Below are 20,524 nucleotides of genomic sequence, written 5' to 3'. Positions count from 1 at the left end.
GAACGTTCCATACGTGCATGGGCATTATTGCACAACTTTGGAATATACTGCCCACGTGCCAAAATCAGTGAGATTTACTCATCTCCAGTTCACAAGTTAAACGGATTTGTTTATCATCAAAATTGGTTACATAATCTCATGATTTCAACTTCGATGTCGGGTTATACGACCTGACCACAAAATAAATTAGAATCAGAAATTTTCAGTCTTGAAGGTACGAAACATATCGGAGCGCTCCCGAAAACTTTCGGCCACAGGATATGTGGAATGGGTGCTTGGAGACCTGCGGCAAAAATCAGGTATGCATGTGGTAACCTCCATTGATGCCATGAGAGGTGTTCTTTTTGCAGAAAATGCCTACAGCATCGAATTCCCCAACCGGACTGCATTCTTTGATGTTAATGATATAAACTGCACAATAACCGGTGACAGGACAGAATTTCTGGGACGTAATCACACCCTGTCATCACCTGCCGCAATGCTGCGCACCCGCCTTTCCGGAAGGGTTGGAGCGGCATTGGATCCTTGTGCCGCCATCCAGGTGGGGTTTCATCTCGCTGCCGGGGAGGAGCGTGAGATCATTTTCAGGCTTGGATCGGGCAAAGACAAGAGTGATGCCGAAGATCTGGTACACCGGCTTCGGGGTTCAACAGCAGCCCGCAATGTCCTTGATACGATCTGGCAGTACTGGACCCAAACCCTTGGTGCAGTTAATGTGGAAACCCCTGATCCATCCCTTAATGTGCTGGCCAACGGCTGGCTTCTCTACCAGACCCTGGCCTGCCGACTCTGGGCCAGGAATGCAACCTACCAGTCAGGTGGAGCCTTTGGATTCCGGGACCAGTTGCAGGATGTAATGGCCATGATCTATGCCCGTCCACATCTGGTACGGGAACATCTCCTGCTGGCGGCATCCCGTCAATTCGAGGAGGGTGATGTACAGCATTGGTGGCATCCGCCTCTGGGCAGGGGAGTGCGTACCCTATGCTCCGACGACTACCTCTGGCTTCCGCTGGCCATAAGCCGCTATCTCCTTGTCACCGGGGATACCGGGGTGCTGGATGAAGAGGTCTCTTTTCTTTCGGGTCGTAACCTGGATGCCGATGAAGAGTCATATTATGATCTGCCAGGCCGCTCCCAAAAAAAAGCGGGCTTATATGATCACTGTGTTCGGGCAATTCAAAAAAGTCTCACCTTTGGGGAGCATGGTCTGCCTCTCATTGGTTCCTGTGACTGGAACGACGGCATGAATCTTGTGGGAAAAGAGGGCAGGGGCGAAAGTGTATGGCTGGGATTTTTTCTTTATGAAGTGCTCCTGGGTTTTGCCGGGGTTGCTGATAAACGGAAGGATACAGACTTTGCCCACCTCTGCCGCAGTGAGGCCACAACCCTTAAAAATAATATTCAATCCCACGGCTGGGACGGCGACTGGTATCGTCGGGCTTATTTTGATGACGGAACACCACTGGGGTCATCCATTAACCAGGAATGCCGGATTGATTCCATTTCCCAGAGCTGGTCAGTGCTGTCCGGGGCTGGTTCCCGGGAGCGTTCAATCCTTGCCATGGAATCCCTGGATAAACATCTTGTCAGCCGTGAATATGGCCTGGTAAGGCTTTTATATCCACCCTTTGACAAGTCAGAACTGAACCCGGGTTATATCAAAGGATATGTACCCGGGGTACGGGAAAATGGCGGGCAATACACACATGCTGCAATCTGGGCAGCCATGGCCTTTGCACGCCTTGGGGACAACCGGCGGGCCTGGGAGCTTTTCACCCTCATCAATCCCGTGAATCATGCACGGTCCCCTTCGGATGTTGATATTTATAAAGTGGAGCCCTATGTGGTGGCAGCCGATGTCTATGCTGTAGCCCCGCACATGGGCCGGGGTGGCTGGACATGGTACACCGGTTCTTCGGCCTGGATGTATCGGCTCATCATTGAGTCAATTCTGGGGCTGACCCTTGAGGTGGATAAGCTGCGGTTGACCCCGTGCATCCCTAAAGAGTGGAAAGGGTTTAAACTTCACTACCGCTATCGGGAAACGCTCTACCACATATCGGTTCTGCAACAGCTCGGTGAGCAAAAACCAGACGATCAAAAAACAGGCGACCAAATAACAGGCGGCAAGCTTTCAATGAAACTCCTTGTAGATGGTAATGCCCAGAAGGATAATGCAATCCCTCTGTGTAATGACCATAAAGAGCACTGGGTTGATGTGAGGATCGGATAATAAGTGATAGAGTTTAATTAAGGAATGGGTTTTAAATAACGTGCATTCACCTCACCCCCGACACCCTCTTCATGACTGGAGAGTGGGAGTTTGGGTAAGTTAATTAAACCCCATTACTAACTTCTCAAAATATTGTTGGGGTGTATATATATGGTTAGTTTGGGTTGATTTTTTTTTAACCCAGATATATTTTTTTTGTTGATTTTTATATTATCTTTGTGTTAGCCTCAAAAATACCATAGACTCGTCATTCACAAAATTCTGTAATTTGTTAAAAATTTTGGCCTCAAACATGCTTGATTTGGAGTCGAACAGAAATATCAAGTAATTATAACCTTACGAACCTGTAAAATCCGGAGATTTTTATATAACGTACATGGTGGATTACCGCCACAATCGAAGGGATGAAAGTCGTTTTTAAAACAGTCTGTTAAGGAGACTTTCATATAAAACGGCCATGTCAATCTATCTGCCACAACGAAGCATGAAAATCTTTATATGTCAGTATATTATGGAGACCTTCTAATAAAATGCTTATCCTTCCAAATTTCACAAAGATAAATCATACAAACAAAGATAAATCATACAAAGAGGTATCTGAAAAAAACAATGGAACTGCTCAAGGTCAATAATCTTAAAACCTGTTTTTTTTCCAGAAAAGGTACAGCCAAGGCAGTTGATGGGGTTACCTATTCACTTAATTCCGGCGAAGTGCTTGGTATTGTAGGAGAATCTGGATGTGGCAAAAGTGTTACTGCCCAGTCAATTATGGGAATTGTACCAAATCCTCCCGGAATGATTGTGGGCGGAGAGATTCTGTTTGATGGCCAGGATCTTGTAAAACTTTCTCCAAAGCAGATGCGACTTATCAGGGGAAATCGCATTGCCATGATTTTTCAAGAACCAATGACATCTTTAAACCCTGTTTTTACCATCGGTGACCAGATTTCCGAGATGTTTGTTCTCCACAGGAAATATACTCAAAAACAGGCCATGGAAGCCTCCATTGATATGCTTGCAAGGGTACAGATTCCATCTCCCCATAAAAGGGTGCATGAGTTCCCGCACCAGTTATCAGGGGGTATGAGACAGCGCGCCATGATTGCCATGGCTCTTTCATGTGATCCTGAAATCCTCATTGCAGATGAGCCAACCACTGCTCTTGATGTCACAGTCCAGGCACAGATTCTGGATCTGATGATTCGTCTGAAGGAGGACTTTGGCACCGCTGTACAGGTTATTACCCACGATATGGGAGTTATTGCCGAAATGGCAGATCGCATTGTGGTAATGTATGCCGGAAGGGTTTTAGAAGAGGCCAATACCATTGAAATGTTTCAGAATACATTGCATCCTTACACCCAGGGGCTTTTAAAATCCATTCCGCTTCTTGGAAGTCGAACTGCTGGAAAGTATCGAAAACTGACAGAAATAAAGGGGATGATACCCAGTCTCTACTCCCTTCCTGAAGGGTGTAAATTTTGTGATAGATGTCCCCATGTCATGGAGCTTTGTAGAAAACAAGAGCCTCAACTGTTCCATGCAGACAATGGGCATTCAGTGAGATGCTGGCTACATTCAGGAGAGAAATAACCATGAATAACGGAAAGCCTGAAACAAAAAATGAAGAGAAAATACTCAAGGTTGAAAACCTGAAGGTGCACTTTCCCATTCGCAAGGGATTGTTATCCCGCCCTGTGGGATATGTATATGCTGTTGATGGTGTCTCCTTTGATTTGAAAAAAGGTGAGACCCTTGGCATTGTCGGTGAATCAGGATGTGGTAAAACAACAGCCGGCATGGCTGTAATGAATTTAAATCCCCCCACCGATGGGGATGTGTGGTGGAAGGGAAAAAAAATGGCTGACATGACCCCGTCACAGATGCGTGCTCTTCGTCGGGATATGCAGCTTATCTTTCAGGATCCTTACTCCTCCTTAAACCCCAGGATGACTGTAAACCAGATTCTTGCTGATCCCATGGAAGTGCATGGAATGTATAAAGGTGAAAAGAGAAAAGAGCGCATTGATTATCTCATGGAGACAGTTGGATTGTCGCCGGAACAGGGCACCCGTTATCCCCATGAATTTTCCGGAGGGCAGCGTCAGAGAATCGGCATTGCAAGGTCTCTGGCATTGAGTCCCTCTCTTATTATCGGAGATGAACCGGTCTCTGCCCTTGATGTCTCTATTCAGGCACAGATCATAAATCTTTTGATGAATCTGAAATCAGAATTTGATCTCTCCATGATCATCATTTCCCATGATCTTGCTGTTGTTGAGTATCTTTGTGACCGTATTATTGTTATGTACCTTGGTAAAATCATTGAAAGCGCATCCTATGCCTCCCTTTACAATGATGCAAAACATCCCTATACCCAGGCTCTTCTTTCGGCAGTACCAGTACCGGATCCTTTGCGTGAGAAAAATCGCATTATCCTTCAAGGGGATGTGCCAAGTCCTATTGATCCGCCTTCCGGTTGTCGTTTTCATACACGATGCCCCAGAAAAATGGAAATTTGCGAAAAAAATGAGCCAGCCATGAAGGAATTTGACAAAGGCCATACAGCAGCTTGTCATCTGTACTGAAATTAAATGAGTGTATTTTTTTTGAATGTCCGGCTTAAATTGTTGCTATATTATTCCCTCAAAATCGACATCTTATTGCTTTTTCAGAAGTTATTGCAGTTGTCTGAACCAGGATAACCAGGATGGATAGGATGCTCAGGATAAATAATCCTGCCTTATCTTGTTAATCGTGGGAATCCTGATTCAGACAGTGTTGACAAGGCTTACAAGATCACAGGTGTCAACTTTGAGTATTCCAGATAATTAAATTGATAATGGAAAAGTCTAACTATCTGTTATCTATATTAATTTTTTTGACCAAAAAGTAAAATATTTTTCTGGTAAGCTATATGAAACCTTACCCCCAGCCCACCTCTTCACAGACTTGCGAGGGGGAGAATAGTTTAAAAAAGGTACACTTAACTTAAATCGTATCAATAGGCCAATATTCCCTGATTTTACAGGGCTTTTTTATCTTAACACTAATTTTTTACTAAAAAAGGGAGATTTTAACATGAAACACCGTCTTTTAACCCTATTGTCCATGATCATACTCATGGTATTGCCAGCCTTATGTTTTGCAAAGGCAGATCTAACCATAGCTGTGGATTCACCCCCTAAAACCATGAACCCCCATGGTTACAACTCCGATGCCAACCTTTCCTACATGTCAAATTTTTTTGATGGACTTCTGCAGCGTGCCCCAAAAGATGGCAAGCTTATGCCAGCCCTTGCCACAGAGTGGGAGCGTATTGATGAACTGACCTGGAAATTTATCCTGAGGCAAGGCGTTAAATTCCATAATGGTAATGACTTTAATGCAGCCGATGTAAAGTTTACCTTTGAAAGGATGAAAGATCCTGAATATTCCAAGTTTTTGAATATTGCAAACTCCATTGCTTCCATTGAGACTCCAGATGATTTTACCATTATCTTTAAAACTGTGAAGCCAATTCCCTGGTTTGCAGAAACCATGCACCAGAATTTTATTGTTGACAAGGAGTCCTCGGAAGGGCGTGAGTCCGGAGACTACAATACCCGTGCCATTGGAACCGGTGCCTATAAATTTGTGGAGTGGGCAAAAGGCTCCTATATCAAGCTTGAAGCCAATGCCGATTACTGGGAAGGAGCGCCTTTTTTCAAAAATGTGGAGATAAAACCCATCACAGAGGATGCCACAAGGTTTGCTGCCATTGCTGCCCGACAGGCTGATCTTTTAAGCGGTGTACCCATACCAATGATTGACAGAATCAGCAAGACCCCGACCATTGAGGTTGTATCACGTGCAGCCCGTCGCTGCATCTACATGGATATTGGAAATAAAGAGGGAACCCCCTTTGCCGATCTTCGTGTCCGTAAAGCCATTGCCATGGCAATCAATGAGGACGAAATAGTAAAAACCATCATGAGAGGACAGGCCACACCCACAGCACAGGTGCCGGACATTGCCACAATCGGTTATGAGCCTTCCCTGAAACGCCTTCCCTTTGATCCGGAAGCTGCCAAAGCCCTTTTAAAGGATGCAGGTTATCCGGAAGGCTTTCCAATCACCATTGCAGGTCCCAATGATCGCTATATCAACGACAAGCAGATATGTGAGGCAGTAGCCAAATATCTTGCAAAGATCGGTCTTAAAGTAACACTTGATGTAAAACCAAAATCCATATTTTTTGACGAGCTTGCCTCAAATAAGCATATGTTTTATCTCATAGGCTGGATGGATGGCTCCTATGATTTTGGCCGCTCCGCCGAGATGCTTCTCCACACAGTTGACCCGGAAAAAGGTATGGGTACCTATAATGGTGCTATGTATTCAGATCCTACCCTTGACAAGATGATCATTGATTCTGCTTCTATTTTAGATCGCGCTGAAAGGGGCAAAGCCCTTCAGGCAATCAATAAGAAATCTGTTGAGGATCTGGCCTGGATTCCCCTTCATTATCAGCAGGATATCTATGCAATCCAGAAGGGTTCAGGCCTTAATTTTATACCACGTCCCGACAGATGGATTGTCCTTAAAGAGATCACTAAAAAATAATTTACCCACTACACAGGGGGGAAATAATGCTGCTGTCCTAAATTTGTTGATTTGTTGCTGGTGTTATAGATGCAAGGCATTGTAGAGACAAGGCATGCCTTGTCTCTACTACCTATCAACAGGTTTGGGACACTACCGAAATAATTTCCCCCTTGAACGGAAAAACCATGGCAAGTTATATCGTACATCGCATTATTCAAGGTATCATGGTGCTTCTGGCAGTTTCCTTTATCTGTTTTCTTCTGTTCAGATATACAGGAGATCCCGTACTGATGCTGGCCGGCAAGTACGCCACCCAGCAGGAAAGGGAGCAGGTAAGGATTGCCTATGGCCTTGACAGACCATTTTATGTTCAGTATGCCAGCTTCCTCGGCAATGCTCTCAGAGGTAATTTTGGTAAGTCTTATGTTTCCCAGGTGGATGCCTTAGACTCCATCCTTGAGAGATTTCCAGCGACCTTTGAGCTTGCCCTTACGGCGATTATCTTCTCCTTTACCGTTGGCGTAGGGCTTGGCATTCTGGTTTCTTTAAAACCCAACGGTGCCCTTTCCCGTATCATCATGGCAGGCTCCCTTGGGGGAATATCCATCCCAACATTCCTTATGGGAATATTATGGGTTATGCTCTTTGCTGTATATTTAGAGTGGCTTCCTCCCTTTGGAAGGGGCGATACGGTTCAGATTGGCCCCTGGCGATCCGGCTTTTTCACCCTTGACGGCTTAAAACATCTTATAATGCCGGCCCTTACACTCTCGGGCTATCAACTGGCGGTTTTGCTGAGGCTTACCCGTGCCGGAATGAGGGAGGTTCTTTCCGAAGAGTACATAAAAACAGCCTGGGCAAAGGGCCTTTCACCATTCAAGGTGATCATAAAACATGCACTTAGAAATGTATTGATTCCGGTTGTTACCATTGCTGGCCTCTCCTTTGGAGAGCTTATCGCCTTCTCCATTGTCACAGAGTCGATTTTCCAGTGGCCAGGCATGGGCAATCTTTTGCTGACCTCGATATTTGAGACAGATCAGCCGATTATCGTCACCTATATCATGCTTGCGGCATTTATAATATTATTCATCAATATCATGGTGGATTTATTGTATGCGTTCTTAAACCCCAGAATCAGGTATGACTGATATGAATGTTCAGGTTATGAAAAAAATAGTTGAATCAAAATATGTTTACAGCTTTTTGAGGGATCCCTCTGCCATAATCGGCACGACTATTATGGTGATTTTTATTTTTGCTGCTCTTTTTGCACCAGTGCTTTCACCAATGGATCCCTATGATCTTGAAAAGATAGATCTTGGCAATTTTCTTATTCCACCTGCCTGGATGGATGGTGGTTCATTTCAGTTTCCACTTGGGACAGATGACCAGGGAAGAGGCATTCTTTCAACCATCCTTTATGGATTGAGAACTTCTCTTTTTGTTGGGTTTTCAGTTGTCGTAATATCAACAATTATTGGTATTGTGCTGGGGATGCTTGCCGGATATTACGGAGGTATCCTGGATTCCTTTGTAATGCGAATGGCTGATACTGTCTTTGCCTTTTCCACAACACTTCTGGCTGTGCTTCTCCTTGGGGTGTTTGAAAGCCGTGGATTATGGACAGTGGTTCTTGCCATCTGCATTGCCGATTGGGTGAAATATGCCCGAACCATACGGGGTAGTGTGCTGGAGATTCGTGACAATGCCTATGTGGTGGCTGCAAAGGCATCAGGAGCAAAGGATTTCAGAATATTGTTTCGCCATATCCTGCCAAATGCCCTTCCTCCAATTTTTGTTGTGCTTGCCGTGGATCTCGCTGTTGTAATAATGCTTGAAGCAACCTTAAGCTTTCTTGGAGTAGGTGTTCCCATTACCGAACCCTCCCTTGGCATGATGATTGCCATTGGTAAAAACTATATTTATGCCGGCATGTGGTGGATGATTCTCTTTCCCGGAGCCACACTTATTTTGCTGGTGGTTGCCATTAATCTCTTTTCTGACTGGCTTCGGGACGAACTCAACCCTAAACTTGCAAGGTAGCTAAAACTGTGTTGACAAAAAATATAATGGAGCCTGTACAACAGCATATGCAGGAAATAACCCAAAAGCGGTACGATCTTTTCCTAAAAGATTTTGAAACCATAGTAAATATTGACAGCAGCACCGACAACAAATCAGGAGTTGAACAGGTTGCCCGTTTTTTTGAAAAAAGACTTCAAGAGATTGGCTTTGAAGTGAAAATTCTGAAGCTTGCAAACTGCAATAAATCAACCCATGAAGATGACTTAGTGCCCTGCCTTGAAGCCACAAACAGACCTGGTGCAGAAAAATTTGATATAATGATGCTGGGCCACATGGATACGGTTTTCCCCCCTGGCGAGGTGAAAAAACGCCCTTTTAAAATAGAGGGTGACCGTGCCACAGGCCCCGGGGTGTGCGATATGAAAGGCGGGCTTCTTGTTGCGCTGCATGTACTTGAAAAATTAAAGGAAAATGGAACCCTTGATGACCTTTCGGTGTGTGTGGCCTTTAATGGCGATGAAGAGACAGGCTCGGAGGCTTCCCAGGAATGGATAAAACAAAAAGCCCTGATGAGCCAGCGTGTTTTTGTCTTTGAACCCTGCCGCCCGGGGTATCGTTTTGTTCTTCAGCGAAAAGGTGGAGGCTGGTTTTTTGTCACGGCAAAGGGAATTTCAGCCCATGCAGGTGCTGACCCTGAAAAGGGAGCCAATGCAGTTGTGGAAATTGCCCACCAGATAGTGGCCATAAATAAACTAAATGATCTTGAAATCGGCACCTCTGCCCAGGTGACAGTGGTAAGTGGTGGCGATAAGGTAAATATTATTCCCAATGAAGCCAAAGCAAGCGTAGATGTTAGGATTTCCAGGCCGGAAGAGGTGGAGAGGGTTAATAATTTTTTCAGATCCCTTTCCCAAAATACCCATATTCCTGGTGTAACGGTTTCTGTGGAGGGCTTCATTGACAGGCCACCCATGGTTCTGGACGAGAAAACCCGTACACTGTGGAACCTGTTTGAAAAAAAGAGCCGTGAATTGGACAAAGATATGAAGATTGAGGGGATTTCCACAGGTGGTTGCTCCGATGGTAACTTCACTTCTGCCCTTGGAGTCCCTACAATTGACGGCATGGGCATTGTTGGGGCAAATTCCCACCGCGAGGATGAATATGTTGAGCTTGCCAGTATTAACAGGATGATTGGGCTTATTACTGATGTGTGTCAGGTGTTTTGTATAAAAAAATAAAAATATGTAAATATATGCAAAGATTATTAGTGCAGTATCATACTTTTAACAATGTGTAGCTTTATGAAATTTTAGATTTTCCGTTTGCCATCTTTCATTTGCCAGTTTACACTTTCTTGAACACAATGCCGGTTTTTCTTTAGCCAGCTCTGGAAAGTGTAAAGTCCTTTCTGCATGGTATGAAGGATTTCTTCCGTTTTTACACTTTGCAGGGCACCTGGTGATGAATTCCATTTTAAACAGGGAGTAAAGATGATGAAGAAAAAAGTATTGCTGACGGGTTGGATCATATTCTGTGTTTCTGTTTTTATTGCCTTATCAGGATGTTCTCTTATGAAGTATAAAAAGAAGATTGCTTCCACAGAGATAGAAAAGATAAATCTTGAAAGCATAAAAGACGGAGAATATGAAGGATTTTACGATGTTTATTATCTTAACGCAAGGGTGGCTGTGAAGGTTGAGGACAATAAAATTGTAAGTATAGAATTGATTGAGCATAAATACGACAGATATTCTGGTGAACCTATGATACAACAAGTGCTTGATAATCAGTCACTTGATGTGGATGCTATCTCCGGAGCAACCAACAGTTGTAAAACAGTTCTAAAAGCCATTGAAATTGCATTAAGCAAAGGAAAAATATAATCCAACGTTTAGCCGGACAGATGCCCACTTTGATTTATGGGCAGTTGCCGGCTATTTTTTTTGTTACCGATAAGAAATAATAATTAGCATATTTTAGCGATTTTTAAGGAGGTATTATTATATGATACAAATAGTTAAAGCAGATAATCGTCATTTCTCTGATTTTGGCTGGTTAAAAACATATTGGCTCTTCTCATTTTCAAACTACTATGATCCCCAGAATATTCAATTTGGAGCATTGAGAGTTTTCAATGACGATATTGTTGATCCTGGCTCAGGATTTCCAACACATCCTCATGAAGAGATGGAAATTATAACAATCGTGCTGGATGGCGAAATGACCCATAAAGATAGTATGGGAAATGAAACTGTTATAAAAGCTGGTGATGTTCAAAGAATGTCAGCAGGTACAGGATTAACGCACTCTGAATATAACCTTGCTGAAATTCCGGTGCATTTTTATCAAATATGGATTTATCCCGATGAAGCTGGACTTGCCCCATCATATGATCAAAAGAGATTCGATACCCAAGAATGGCACAACAAACTATTTCCTGTTGCATCAGGGCAAAAAATACCAGGGGCTGTCACGTTTCACAGTAACGCCACTATTTACCGCTGTAAACTGGACAAAGGAAAGGATGTAATTCATAAATTTACTGATGGCAGGCGAATTTTTTTATATTTGACAGAAGGATGTATTTTAGCCAACGATAAAATGCTGGTTTCAAAAGATCAAGCGCGAATTGATATTGAGAATCAACTGATTGTTAATGCTCAAGAGGATTCTGATTTTATTCTAATTGATGTTCCATCCTGCAAAGGATGGGGATACAGTACTGAAATATTGAAAGGGGACAAATAGTCATTTTTATTGCAAATTTGTAAAAAGATGCTGATTTAGCATTGTAGTTGTAACTTTCTAAAAATATTAGGGGATTTTAAATGAAAAAAAACGTTGTTATTGTTGCAATTTGTTGTGCTATATTTTCTATTTATATATATAAAGCATATTACTTGAATGAATCAGGAGCCATTGATAATGGTGCTATCATCTTAAGTCAATCAGAAAGCAGCAAAGCGTTTTCTCCTGAACATGGAGAGTTACCCCCTGAAAAGGTTGCTGAAAAATCAAACAACATAATGGACACTATTTCTCAATCAGCAAGCTCTGCTGACTCAAAAAAAAATGACGATGAAAAATGGCATTTAATATGCGAAAAAGAATTTCCTCCGTATAATTTTATTGATGCTTCGGGCAATAAAACTGGTCTTGATACGGAATTGATAACAGCAGTTTTGAATCATTTGAATATTGAATTTGAAATATCTACGGCACCTTGGAAACGTGTTGTCTATTCAGTTGATAACAACGAGGTCGATTTTGGATATCAATTTGCAGGAAAGCCGGAAAGGTTTGAAAAGTATTGGATGGTCGGCCCCCTTCGTAAAGAAATTACGCTTTTTGCTGTGAATAGCGCATCACCCATTGAAGACTATTCAACCCTTGATGGACTAAAGAATTATACCATAGGTCATGTACTGGGGTATTCCTACACCCCTGAATTTGACAAAGCCACATTTTTGAAAAAAGAGACAGCACGGGATAACAACCTTTTGATCAAGCTCCTTGTGAACAGCAGGGTTGATATGATCATAGGAGATCTTAATACCCTTTCTTATTCTGCCAAACTTAAGGGAGAATATGAAAAAATCCGCTTTCTCCCGACAATATTAAAAGAGGTGCCCCGTTATGTGGCTTTTCCCAAAGATCGGAAGGAGAAGGCGGAACTTTTTGCAAAGGGGCTTGATGAAATACAGAACAACGGTGTATATCAAACTATAATGGATAGATGGAAATAATGTTCCATTATTAACTTATTGATGAGATGTAATGGCATTAAGGAATCGGTTTTTAATGACTTGCCCATTTACCTCACCCTCCAGCCCCCCAATACTGTTGATTTAATCTCGTGGGGCACCGTCAATGTGCCTGAAAGCCTTATCATTGATGGTTTTTGACGGCCAATCCTTAAGTAAAATTAACCGAACCCTAATTTTTAGCTTTGACAATGCAGTAGTGTCCAAAATCTGTGGATGACTTTCTGGAAATATTTATCAAGAGAATCGTTTACTTATTAGATCAAGGAACGTGGAACCCCACCAACTTTTCCAACAAAAGAGAGAGAAGAATGAATAAAAATTGTCAAAGTTGCGGAATGCCAATGAAACGAGATCCTGAAACAGGTGGTACGAACGCGGATGGCAGTAAAAATTTAAAATTTTCCAGCTGGATGCAGCAAGAAAAGTCAGGCCATGGTCATACAGGTTATGACCTTCTGCAGGCAGAAAGAACAGGAGAGGAAACTGTTTAAAATTCAAGAATATCGGAGTCCGTCATATACTTCTTAAGCCCTTCACATGGCAGCAGGTTACACAATTAGTAAGAGAGGCATTGAACAGTAAATGTTAAAGTTAAATGCTCAAACACGCCAAAAAATTCTTACCCCAACAATTCACAAACTATCTGAGAAAGAAGCAGAATTTCAACATAAAGATTTCAATGAACGAATTAAAAGATTGAGAAATTCCTCTTTTGAAGAGTTAGAGAAAGTCTTGCAAGAGCGTGAGTCAGTAAAACCGGAAGCTATATTACGATTGGAGAGTCGTATTGTCGAAGCAAGAAAAGATTCCTGATTGCGAACAGCCGCTCAACAAATAAGGATAGATCGTGTGAGGCGACAGCCGAACCACGATTTCATCCTTTTGTTGAATGAGTTCGACTGAAATTTTGCCATATAATTAAGGAGATATATTTATTGGGTGGGGAATAGATGAAGCACTTTTTGATACTGACGGATTTTAAGGACGCAAGAACCTTGTAGCCTTTGTTGTACCTCAGCCAGTGCGAAGGCTGAGGTACTTTCGATTATACTTGCGCCTCTAAGTATTGTTCCGCTGCTTCTGCAAGTAATTGAGATCGCTTCATTCCTGCACCGGCTCGATATTCATCTACCCTCACCAACAAATCTTCAGGAAAAATTACATTGAACCGCTTGGTTTTTGTATATTTTTTTCTGATAGATTCGTCAACCGGAATAGGCACGATTTCAGATTCAGGATTATCAGCCTGCAATGATTCACGGGTTGACTTTGGATGTACGATAGTTTCCGGTTCTGATAAGCAGGCGGCCAAAGCATCCACTCCCATTTCATAGGCTTCATTCCATGTTTTCCCGAAGGTCTCACAAATTTCTACATCTGGAATTGAAACCAAAACATTATCATCTTCTTTTGTGAAAACAGCGTAAAAATATTCCATTTTTACCTCCATGTTTAGTTTATGTTTGTCAAAACGGGATGCACTCGAAAGGGAGGGTTGCTTATTTTTTGATACCTGCTCTCTTCAAAATGTTGTTGACGGTTCCCACTGGGATGTCTCCGGCATGTCGTGGAAGCGGAACCGTTTTTCCGCCTTTACCCCAGACTTCATGCCGACCCTCTCTGAGATATTTCCAACCGGCCTTTTTTAAGAGCTTTATCAATTCCCGTTTTGTCATTTGCTTCCACCTTTTTCGTTTAAGGATAAAGTATTTTAGTGTGTAATTGTGTGTTGGTCAAGTATAAAAATACATAATTACACATTTTATTCATGGAGTTCTTTGTCAACTAAGTACTTGATTTAGACAGTATTGACAAGGTTCAAAAGTTCATATGTGTCGTTTTGGGGGAAATGTGTAATAAGTTTTTAAGCAAAGCTCTTCCTCCCACAAAATAGTTTGTTTACTAATTTGTCGATTCAATGTATTCTCAAAGTATGACAATATAGATATTTTGGGGGGAGGAAATAATGGCAAAAACTACAACAATTTCAGTCCGCATGGACGCAGAATTGAAAAGCAGTGCTGAACATATTTTAGCATCCTTGGGTTTAACACCTTCTCAAGCTATCAATGTTTTTTATAAACAAATCACTTTTCAAAAAGGCCTTCCGTTTTCAGTTAAAATTCCTGAAAAAGAATTGAATAACATCACCCGGAAAGCAATGGAAGAGAAAGACCTGGATGAATATGAAAGTCCTTCTGATTTGTATGATGAATTGGAGATTTGATGAAAAAAATTCAAATCACAAAACAATTTAAGAAGGATATCAAAAAGATAAAAAAACAACTGAAAGATATAGAAAAACTAAAGTGTATAATTGATACTCTTTGTGAAGGCGGGGACCTTGATTCAAAATATCGAGACCACAAATTGACTGGGGATTACCGTGAAGCACGTGAATGTCATATTGAACCTGATTGGCTATTAATTTACGAATCATTTGAAGATGTTGTGAAATTGCGTAGAACTGGATCACATTCAGAATTATTCAAGTCCTAACATCATTTAAACAGAACACATATTTACAGCGGAATTTGAATATGCAGAACCAATTGCACGAGTACCATCAATTTTTTTGAATTGCTATGCAGGAAAACATACTCTCTGCCCCCTTCTGAAATCTTTATTTCAGACTAAAACGATCTATTTTTACGGTACTCCATGAATGGCTTTCCAACCAAAACATGAATAAAAATTGTAGATATCACCTACATTTTATTGACCTGTCCTCTCTTTAAATATACAATCGCCATTATACTTAAAAATTGCACAATCAAACCGGAATTATTGCTGTTTTGTATCTGATTTTCTTTTCTTATCTCCCTTCAAATAATATCTGAAAGCCTTCCGGCATTGTGTTTTCTGGTAACAGTCATTTTAGATAGTTGGTTTTTATAAATTACTCAAAATCGACACCTTGTTGCCCTTTTTGACATTTATTGAATTTGTCTGAATCAGGATAACCAGGATTTACAGGATGCTCAGGATTTTTATCCTGTAAATCCTGGTTATCCTGATTCAGACAGTATTGACAAGGCTCAAAAGCCCATAGGTGTCGCTTTTGAGAAATTTAAAAACTCGCCCAGTGTTTTAAATTCGTTCAGATTTTTTCATACGAAATCTTGCAGGATAAAAAAAATTAAGTTTACTCAAAATCTCTGAGAGATTCTATGAAGATAACATACCTGAATTGTTCATTAAAAATGTTGCTTTAAGGAATCAAATCAAAATGGCAATGAAACTTCAGTCGCATAAACCTAAAAGAAATATCATGATTGTCTATGAGAGGGATATCAATATTGATTTTGTTGTGGATTCATTGAACGAAGAGTATGAAACAAAGCTTGCACTGAATGGAAAGAAAGCCATTGAAGAGATTACCATTTGTCCGCCGGATCTTATTTTACTTTACATGAAAAATCCTGAGAAAAACGGGCGGGAACTTTGCCGGCGACTCAAGGCAAATGAATGTACCATGGAGATTCCAATTCTCTTTGTTGCAGAAAAGGGAGAAGAGAACGATATGGCCAGAGGATTTGTCATGGGGGCTGAGGATTATATCCATGAACCTGTCAGCGCGTCTATTCTCAAAGCCAGAATTAGAACTCATCTTTATGTCAAAAACGCAAGAGATCAACTCTTTATGCAGAGCATGCTTCAGGAAGAAAATGTCCGCCTTAAAGCCCTTCTTGAAAAGCTTTCCGGAGATGAGGTTCAGACTGGATTAAATGATTTGATGGAGGTTCCAAGGTTGTTATCAAAGGATGATAACCTCACCGACAGGCAAAAGCAGATACTTAAAAAAGCTGAATCATCCGGTTCCAGAGTTATGGAAAAACTTAATAAATCCATAGATTTATATAAAATGGAAGATCAGACATATGAATTTAATCCTGTTCCAATTGATTTGATTAAAATTTTGTACCAGATTAAACGAGATATAAGAAACATGCTGATGGCAGGCAATGTAGGTTTTTCCATTTCAATTGCCGGGATTCCGGCTGCCATGACAGATTCTTTTGAAATTCCTGGAGAAAAGACGCTATTTTATACTCTGCTTCTGAATCTTATAAAAAATGCTGTGGAGGCCTCATATGACGGTAACAAGGTCACCATTGCACTGGAGCACAAAAACAAGGAAAATATAATTCTTGTCCATAACAGGGGCATCATTCCCAAGGAAATTCGAGATTCATTTTTTGAAAAAAACAGTACATACGGCAAAGAAAAAAGGGAAGGCATTGGTACTTATGTTGCTCAGTTGATTGTATTAACAATGGGTGGAAAAATCTCTTTTACATCTGATGATGAAAAAGGCACTACTCTTGTTGTAAGGCTTCCGAATCAATACAGCACAGCGGAACCGGTCCAGGAAATAGGTGATGATGAGAAAAATTCCAATGATTCATTTCGTATTCTTGTGGTTGATGATTATGCAATGATGCGGCGTCTTATTGCAGGTTTTTTAAAGGATTTGGGCTACAGGAATATCATAAAACTTGACAGTGCAGTTGAAGCTGTTAAATATCTTGAAACCGAAAAAGTCAGTCTGATCATTTCCGATTACGACATGCCGGGTTTGAATGGCATTGAATTTTTGCAGCATGTTAAGGAAGATGGCGCATTGTGCAAAATTCCCTTTGTAATGGTAACAGGCCGATCGGATCAACATATTGTCTCAAGTGCTCTTTCTCTTGGTGTAGCTCAGTATATTGTAAAACCCTTTACTGCCACCATACTTGAAAAAAAACTCAGGAAAGTATTTGAATGTCGCCTGCCGGCTGATTTTTGACCCAAAGCAGGTTAATAAATAATTAGCGCTGTTCCCCAATAGTTTTTCAGAAGTATCTCACTCTTTTTAAGTCTTTTTCCATCATAACATATCAATCGTTATCAACAGATAATCCTTACTTTTTTAAGGATTATTTATGATTTTTTTTACCATAGAGACCAAATTGTTATTTTATAGTAATATCAACTATTTACAATTAAAAATAATATTTAAAATTTAACAAAGAACCAAAACATTATCATTTAAAACAGCTCATTGTTATTTATTTAAGCATAACATTAAAAAATTAAAAAAGGAGAGATTATGGTCAGTATCAAAAACATGACATTGAGAACAAAACTTGTTGTTGGCGGACTGATTATGGTGTTGCTGCCAATGCTTGGCATGGGAATTGTCTCTACCAAAACTGCTGCAAAAGCAATTGAAAAGACAGGCAAAGGACAGGTAAGCCAGGTGGCAGATGATCTGGCTGCCATGACGGAACTGTTTCTTGAAGAGGAGTTCAAATTTGCCAAAGAGCTATCATCTGATCCTCAAATAAGCGATATCATAAATACCATAGTGGAAAAAGGCGTTGAGGGCAGCATGGAAAAAATAACGTTGATTGATAAACGCCTGATGAATGCATTTAAAAATATTGAACAAAATTACGAGTCACTTTTTATTACAGATATGAAAGGCAATATTATTACCGACAGCATGGGTGGAAGTTTAAGAGAAAAAAAGATCAATATTAAGGATCGGGATTACTTTATTGCAGGAAAATCAGGCAAAACAGTAATTGGAAAACCCATTGCATCAAGGGCAACAGGAAATCCTGTTGTTGTTGTAAGTATCCCCCTTAAAACATTAAAAGGATATTTTTTTGGTGTTTTCGGGATGGTTTTGAAATTGGATACCCTTTCCAATAAACTTGCTTCAATAAAAATTGGTGATACTGGTTATCCTTATATGGTAAATGCTGAGGGAATAATAATTGTACATCCCAATAAAGATTTTCTGTTCAAACTGGATTTAAAGAGCGTAAAAGGGATGGAACGCCTAACAGAGAGAATGATGGCTGGTGAATCCGGTGTTGAAGAGTATGTTTTCAAGGAAAAATATAAAATAGCAGGGTTTGCGCCAATCAAGACAACTGGCTGGAGTATCGGTGTTGCCCAGGATCTTGATGAATTCCTTGAGGGTGTCCACGATATGATGACCTACAATCTAATAATTGCAGCAATTACATCAATTATTGTCTTTATTATAATTTTTGTCAGTGCATTATATATAACCAAGCCGATTAACGCTGCTGTAAAAGGGCTTGAAGATATCTCGGAAGGGGATGGCGATTTGACCAAACGGCTTGAAGTCTCAAGTAAAGATGAGATCGGGATGCTGTCAGTTTCCTTTAATGCCTTTATCGACAAGCTTCATAAAATGATCAAGGATATCACACAGGGAGTGGAGACGCTCTCTTTATCCGCCACTGAATTATCAACAATTTCTGGGCAAATGACCACTGGTGCAGAGCAGACAGCCAAAAATGCAGATGCAGTTTCTGTTGCTGCCGAGGAGATGACCTCAAACATGACTTCAGCTTCTGCGGCAATGGAGCAGTCAAGCACCAATCTTAACTCTGTTACAACGGCTGCTGAAGAGATGAATGCCACAATCAATGAGATTGCCAAAAACGCTGAACAGGCAAGGGCAATTTCGGACAGTGCGGTGCTTAAAGTCTCTGATTCAACCGCTAAAATGAATCAACTTGGAGAGGCTGCCCAGGCAATTGGAAAAGTGGTTGAAACCATAACCGAAATTTCTGAACAGGTTAATCTGCTTTCGTTGAATGCCACCATTGAGGCTGCAAGAGCGGGAGAGGCCGGCAAAGGTTTTGCTGTTGTAGCAAATGAAATCAAGGAACTTGCCAAGCAGACATCAGTTGCATCCATGGAGATCAAGGAGAAGATTGAAGATATTCAAAAAAGTTCATCATCAACATTGAGCGGTATTGGTGAAATTTCCAAAGTCATACAAGAGGTAAATGAAATTATCAGTACCATTGCAACTGCTGTAGAAGAGCAATCACTTACAACGAGAGAGATTGTAGAAAATATTGCCCAGGCATCTACCGGTGTTCAGGAAGTAAACGAAAATGTTGGCAAAAGTGCTGTTGTTGCGGATGAAATCACAAAAGATATTGAAAATGTGAACATATCAGCCGGTGAGATGGCTCAAAAGAGTCACAGGGTTAATGAAAGCTCGGAATCCCTTTCCACTCTTGCAGGGGAACTGGGAGAGATGGTGGGAAGATTTAAGATTTGAGCAAAGTGTACCTTTTTACACTATTCTCCCCCTCGCAAGTCTTTGAGAGGGGGGGATGGGCTTAGGGTTCATAGTAAACTGTCATAGCTGCCATTCAGCCATCCCCTAACATGAAAATTTGTATCCATTTTCACGGTAAAAATTGAATCCGTATATTTTAAAAAAGGGTATACTCATTTGAGCAACCTTTTTTTTCCTGCAAACAGTTCCAGTATATCTCCGTTTGCTCTGTAACTTTCAAAAAGAAGATATGGAGCAAGCAACATTATTCCTCCAAAAACACCTGCAATTCCCAGTAAAATACCGCCTGTGGAAAAGTGATGGCGCCAGGCAAGCCATAATCCTGACAGTATAAGAAAACACATGAAATCAAAGTTAAACTGTCCGGGCCATGTCAGTGACACCATGTCGTCAAAGAAAACAGGCAGAAGATTCCAGCCGTTTTTTATCCCTACTAACACCGTGATACTTGTTATGCATACAATAAAAACAATTAATAGAGAACGGAATGCAGTCATATCTTAACTCCTTTAAAATTTAGATTAGATGCCAAGCTTTTGAAACATATCGTCAGTGTCTTCGTATACTATTAGATTATGATCAATATCAGTATCTTTGAATGTTTGCGTTGTGATTTTATTAGGTATTTCTACGTTGAATGGCAATCCCCTTCTCATTTCAACCTGTTTGTAAAACAGAGTTATAGCTTGAGTTGTGGTCAATCCAAGTTGACGAAATATTTGCTCTGCATTGTGTTTTAATTCTGGTTCAACGCGAGCCCTTATTGTTGATGTTTTGCTCATT

General features: G+C 41.0%; 20 protein-coding genes. 16 read left to right on the top strand and 4 right to left on the bottom strand.

The genetic code is table 11. The annotated features are described in order from the left end of the window. The first annotated feature begins 208 nt into the window (after positions 1-208). The 12 genes from MTBBW1_RS08555 to MTBBW1_RS08500 all read left to right on the top strand — a co-directional run bounded on the left by MTBBW1_RS08555 (position 209) and on the right by MTBBW1_RS08500 (position 13,434). Positions 209-2,236 (top strand): glycoside hydrolase family 94 protein, encoded by a 2,028-nt coding sequence (locus MTBBW1_RS08555; protein WP_245809306.1) that lies wholly within the window; start codon positions 209-211, stop codon positions 2,234-2,236. 609 nt (positions 2,237-2,845) lie between these two features. Then, entirely contained in the window at positions 2,846-3,829 is a 984-nt protein-coding gene (locus tag MTBBW1_RS08550) for an ABC transporter ATP-binding protein (protein ID WP_080801968.1), read from the top strand. A gap of 2 nt (positions 3,830-3,831) precedes the next feature. Continuing rightward, on the top strand, positions 3,832-4,824 hold the full coding sequence (locus tag MTBBW1_RS08545) for an ABC transporter ATP-binding protein (protein ID WP_080801965.1): 993 nt from the start codon (positions 3,832-3,834) through the stop codon (positions 4,822-4,824). 493 nt (positions 4,825-5,317) lie between these two features. Then, positions 5,318-6,841 carry an ABC transporter substrate-binding protein gene (locus tag MTBBW1_RS08540; RefSeq protein ID WP_080801962.1) on the top strand — a complete coding sequence of 508 codons (1,524 nt, stop codon included), beginning with the start codon at positions 5,318-5,320 and terminating at the stop codon, positions 6,839-6,841. Positions 6,842-7,008: 167 nt separating this feature from the next. Continuing rightward, positions 7,009-7,974 carry an ABC transporter permease gene (locus MTBBW1_RS08535; RefSeq protein ID WP_080801960.1) on the top strand — a complete coding sequence of 322 codons (966 nt, stop codon included), beginning with the start codon at positions 7,009-7,011 and terminating at the stop codon, positions 7,972-7,974. Further along, positions 7,967-8,869 carry an ABC transporter permease gene (locus tag MTBBW1_RS08530; RefSeq protein WP_080801957.1) on the top strand — a complete coding sequence of 301 codons (903 nt, stop codon included), beginning with the start codon at positions 7,967-7,969 and terminating at the stop codon, positions 8,867-8,869. The genes MTBBW1_RS08535 and MTBBW1_RS08530 overlap by 8 nt, the downstream gene beginning before the upstream one ends. An 11-nt stretch (positions 8,870-8,880) precedes the next feature. Further along, a complete protein-coding gene (locus MTBBW1_RS08525) occupies positions 8,881-10,092 on the top strand; it encodes a M20 family metallopeptidase (RefSeq protein ID WP_139786705.1) in 1,212 nt (403 codons plus the stop codon). Between the two features lie 333 nt (positions 10,093-10,425). Then, the gene (locus MTBBW1_RS08520; protein WP_186441166.1) at positions 10,426-10,737 is read left to right on the top strand and encodes an FMN-binding protein; all 312 of its coding nucleotides are present in this window, start codon (positions 10,426-10,428) and stop codon (positions 10,735-10,737) included. Positions 10,738-10,858: 121 nt separating this feature from the next. Next, on the top strand, positions 10,859-11,602 hold the full coding sequence (locus tag MTBBW1_RS08515; RefSeq protein WP_080801948.1) for a pirin family protein: 744 nt from the start codon (positions 10,859-10,861) through the stop codon (positions 11,600-11,602). Between the two features lie 80 nt (positions 11,603-11,682). After that, positions 11,683-12,600, top strand: coding sequence for a substrate-binding periplasmic protein (locus MTBBW1_RS08510; protein ID WP_080801945.1), 918 nt, complete (start codon positions 11,683-11,685; stop codon positions 12,598-12,600). A gap of 329 nt (positions 12,601-12,929) precedes the next feature. Further along, positions 12,930-13,112: a zinc ribbon domain-containing protein gene (locus tag MTBBW1_RS08505; RefSeq protein ID WP_080801942.1), complete on the top strand. Its 183-nt coding sequence runs from the start codon at positions 12,930-12,932 to the stop codon at positions 13,110-13,112. 91 nt (positions 13,113-13,203) lie between these two features. After that, a complete protein-coding gene (locus MTBBW1_RS08500) occupies positions 13,204-13,434 on the top strand; it encodes a hypothetical protein (RefSeq protein WP_080801939.1) in 231 nt (76 codons plus the stop codon). Positions 13,435-13,666: 232 nt separating this feature from the next. Here the strand turns inward: MTBBW1_RS08500 and MTBBW1_RS08495 are convergent, their stop codons facing one another. Further along, the gene (locus tag MTBBW1_RS08495) at positions 13,667-14,059 is read right to left on the bottom strand and encodes a type II toxin-antitoxin system HicB family antitoxin (protein WP_186441165.1); all 393 of its coding nucleotides are present in this window, start codon (positions 14,057-14,059) and stop codon (positions 13,667-13,669) included. Between the two features lie 61 nt (positions 14,060-14,120). Then, entirely contained in the window at positions 14,121-14,297 is a 177-nt protein-coding gene (locus MTBBW1_RS08490) for a type II toxin-antitoxin system HicA family toxin (protein ID WP_080801935.1), read from the bottom strand. Positions 14,298-14,587: 290 nt separating this feature from the next. Between MTBBW1_RS08490 and MTBBW1_RS08485 the strand changes: the two genes are divergently transcribed. The 4 genes from MTBBW1_RS08485 to MTBBW1_RS08470 all read left to right on the top strand — a co-directional run bounded on the left by MTBBW1_RS08485 (position 14,588) and on the right by MTBBW1_RS08470 (position 19,720). Continuing rightward, positions 14,588-14,848, top strand: coding sequence for a type II toxin-antitoxin system RelB/DinJ family antitoxin (locus tag MTBBW1_RS08485; RefSeq protein ID WP_080801933.1), 261 nt, complete (start codon positions 14,588-14,590; stop codon positions 14,846-14,848). Further along, entirely contained in the window at positions 14,848-15,120 is a 273-nt protein-coding gene (locus tag MTBBW1_RS08480; protein WP_080801930.1) for a type II toxin-antitoxin system YafQ family toxin, read from the top strand. The genes MTBBW1_RS08485 and MTBBW1_RS08480 overlap by 1 nt, the downstream gene beginning before the upstream one ends. Before the next feature lie 730 nt (positions 15,121-15,850). After that, complete coding sequence (locus tag MTBBW1_RS08475) at positions 15,851-17,413, top strand: ATP-binding response regulator (RefSeq protein ID WP_080801928.1); 1,563 nt, start codon at positions 15,851-15,853, stop codon at positions 17,411-17,413. 303 nt (positions 17,414-17,716) lie between these two features. Beyond that, positions 17,717-19,720 (top strand): methyl-accepting chemotaxis protein, encoded by a 2,004-nt coding sequence (locus MTBBW1_RS08470; protein ID WP_080801925.1) that lies wholly within the window; start codon positions 17,717-17,719, stop codon positions 19,718-19,720. 173 nt (positions 19,721-19,893) lie between these two features. Here MTBBW1_RS08470 and MTBBW1_RS08465 read toward each other — a convergent pair whose 3' ends face one another. Continuing rightward, positions 19,894-20,238 (bottom strand): hypothetical protein, encoded by a 345-nt coding sequence (locus MTBBW1_RS08465; RefSeq protein ID WP_080801924.1) that lies wholly within the window; start codon positions 20,236-20,238, stop codon positions 19,894-19,896. A 24-nt stretch (positions 20,239-20,262) separates the two neighbouring features. Continuing rightward, complete coding sequence (locus MTBBW1_RS08460) at positions 20,263-20,523, bottom strand: type II toxin-antitoxin system RelB/DinJ family antitoxin (RefSeq protein WP_080801920.1); 261 nt, start codon at positions 20,521-20,523, stop codon at positions 20,263-20,265. Position 20,524 lies beyond the last annotated feature (1 nt).

Origin of the sequence: Desulfamplus magnetovallimortis (assembly GCF_900170035.1) — a bacterium.
GTDB classification, from domain to species: Bacteria; Desulfobacterota; Desulfobacteria; order Desulfobacterales; family Desulfobacteraceae; genus Desulfamplus; species Desulfamplus magnetovallimortis.
Note: the sequence above shows the minus strand (reverse complement) of the source record. Positions and strands in the feature narration are given on the sequence as shown.